The 2,471-nt window shown below is 68.5% G+C and carries 4 protein-coding genes; all 4 read left to right on the plus strand.

From position 1 onward, the window contains the following. On the plus strand, window positions 1-744 hold a 744-nt coding region (locus IJH84_RS13860; RefSeq protein WP_295144973.1), incomplete at its 5' end, for a type VII secretion-associated protein. A gap of 269 nt (window positions 745-1,013) precedes the next feature. Next, window positions 1,014-1,325, plus strand: a complete 312-nt coding sequence (locus tag IJH84_RS13865; RefSeq protein WP_200068429.1) for a WXG100 family type VII secretion target — start codon at window positions 1,014-1,016, stop codon at window positions 1,323-1,325. Between the two features lie 56 nt (window positions 1,326-1,381). Beyond that, window positions 1,382-1,660, plus strand: a complete 279-nt coding sequence (locus IJH84_RS13870; protein WP_200068430.1) for a WXG100 family type VII secretion target — start codon at window positions 1,382-1,384, stop codon at window positions 1,658-1,660. A gap of 478 nt (window positions 1,661-2,138) precedes the next feature. After that, on the plus strand, window positions 2,139-2,471 hold a 333-nt coding region (gene rplM / locus IJH84_RS13875), incomplete at its 3' end, for a 50S ribosomal protein L13 (RefSeq protein WP_295144978.1).

Below are 2,471 nucleotides of genomic sequence, written 5' to 3' on the forward strand. Positions count from 1 at the left end.
ACGGTGCGCAAGTACCCGAACTCGCCCGCGGGCGTTGCGCAGACCGCTGCGCAGGTGGCCGCGCCCGCGCCACCGCCGGTGCAGCCGGACGACTCGCTCAGCCGAGCGTCCACAGTGGTCATCGGCGGCAGCGATCAGACCCGCCCGGTGCTGCGGTGGCCCGCGGCGCAGCAGCGCAGGCGCGCCGTGCAGTGGCGGGGAAAGGCGCTGCCCCGGGTGCTCGGCGGCGGCGCCGCGTTGCTGGGCGTCGCCGCGATCGTGGCGGCCGCGCTGCTCTCGCCGGGTTCTGGCGGACGGGCCCAGCAGCCTCCGGCGGAGCACATCGCGCAGTACGAGTACTCCTTCGACTACCCGGCGCAGTGGCAGCAGACCGGCGGAGACCCGAACCTCTGGCAGACGGTCGTCGCCCCGGGCCCAGGTCGCGACGACCGGATCGTGGTGCAGGAAGGCGACCTCGGCTACGACACCGGGGCGGATCGGGCGCGGGCGGTGCGGGACCTGCGCGCGCAGTACGACCGGTTCGTCGCGGAGGGCAAGCCGTTCTCCGCTTTCGACGGCGATGTTTCGTTCGCCGGGCGCAACGCGGTGTACTACCGCGAAGACCTCGCGGGCACGACAGCGGAATGGTTCGTGCTGCACCAGGGCCGGTTCCAGGTCAGCGTCGGCTGCCGCTACACCGCCGCGGCCGAACAGGAGGTGCGGCGCGGCTGCGAGCAGGTCGTCTCCTCGCTGCGGGTGCCCTGATCGTCTGCCGGCGAGTACGCGGCCGTTGCGCAGAGGTTTCCGAGCGTTCGGTTCACCATCGCGAATCACTCCTGCAAATAGCGTCCATGAATCCGTTGTGCGCGGCACCTTTCCCGTTCGCGAATGCCTTGGTGGACCGCGGAAATCGGCGATGGCGTTCACAGCCGCAACTGTTTGGGCACAAGCGGGGACAACGCGGAACCGGGCATGGCAACCTCTCCGTCGTAGATGCATCGATCTTCGGGCGACGTTTGAAGGAGACCTGCGGTATGAGCGGATTTGAAGCCGACGCACAGCAGATGGAGACGGCTGCGAGCCAAATCGAAGAGGTCCGCAGCAACGTCGACCACGCGGTGAAAACGCTGCACGGCCAGATCGAGCCGGTGATGGCGGGCTGGGAAGGGCAGCCGGCGATCGTCTTCCGCAGGCTGATGGAGCGTTTCCAGCAGAACGCGGACACGATCAACCGGAAGCTCGGTGAAATCGGGGAGGCCGTGCAGATCTCCGGCAAGGAGTACGACAAGAACGAGCAGGAGCAGGCCGACCAGATGTCCCGGATCGAGGGCTTGCTCGAAGGCTGAGGGGTTTCGAACTTCCTGGTCCGATTCACCGACTACGTAACGTGCGAGGATAACTCATGATCAAGGTCAATTTCGCGCAGCTCAGCCAGGCATCGGACGACCTGGGCGCGGTGTCCCGCAAGATCCAGGCGGAGCTGGACGAGCTGGAGCAAAAGCTCAAGCCGCTGGTCGAAACCTGGAGCGGTGGTGCGATGGAGGCGTACAAGGGTGCGCAGCAGGAGTGGGACCAAGCCGCCAGGGAGATGGTCGAGACCGCCGCGAAGATGGGCGTGGCCGTCAACACCGCCAACGAGGCGTACCAGGCCGGCGAGCGGAAGAACGTGGGCAGGTTCTGAGGATTCCCGGGGACGTCGGCCACCGACGGTAGCCGATGTCCCACCGCACGCCGACCCCGCGGGCTGGACGCCCCGGGGTCGGCGGCGTCCGGTAGGCGGGTGTCCGCTCGTCCCGTGGTGCCGGGTAGCATCTCGGTCGGCGACGAGGCGGGCGTTCCGATGTGGTCGGCGAGCCCGGACTGGCGCGGCAGTGCGATCCAGGCCAAGCGACCCCGTTCGATCCGGCTTCGCGCCACCGAGTACCCTGATTGTTTGTTGTGCGGTGCGCGACTGCGGTGTTGGAGCGGTGACCGGACCCAGCGGAACGCCAGGCGTTGGCCGAGGCGGCGCCGGGGGAGCAGGTCTCCGGTGAACACCCAGGACGTGCCGGTTCCCCGGCCCGGCCGGGGCATCCGACCCGGCACGGTTCCGATGGGCTTCCCGGAGGAACACGGGGTCCGCACCGAGATTCCGACGCGAACGACGACGAGGTAGATCCGTGCGCACGTACAGCCCGAAGGCCGGTGAGGTGACCCGCGCCTGGCATGTCATCGACGCCGAGGACGTGGTGCTCGGCCGGCTGGCCACCCAGGCCGCCCTCCTGCTGCGGGGCAAGCACAAGCCGATTTACGCCCCCCACATGGACACCGGCGACTTCGTCGTCATCGTGAACGCCGAGAAGGTGGCGCTGACCGGGAACAAGCGGGAGCAGGCGTTCCAGTACCGGCACAGCGGCTACCCGGGCGGGTTGCGCAAGCAGTCCTTCGGCGAGGTGCTCCAGCGGCACCCGGAGTGGCTGCTGGAGAAGACCATCAAGGGCATGCTGCCGAAG

This window comes from Saccharopolyspora sp., assembly GCF_017434145.1.
Classification (GTDB): Bacteria; Actinomycetota; Actinomycetes; order Mycobacteriales; family Pseudonocardiaceae; genus Saccharopolyspora_C; species Saccharopolyspora_C galaxeae.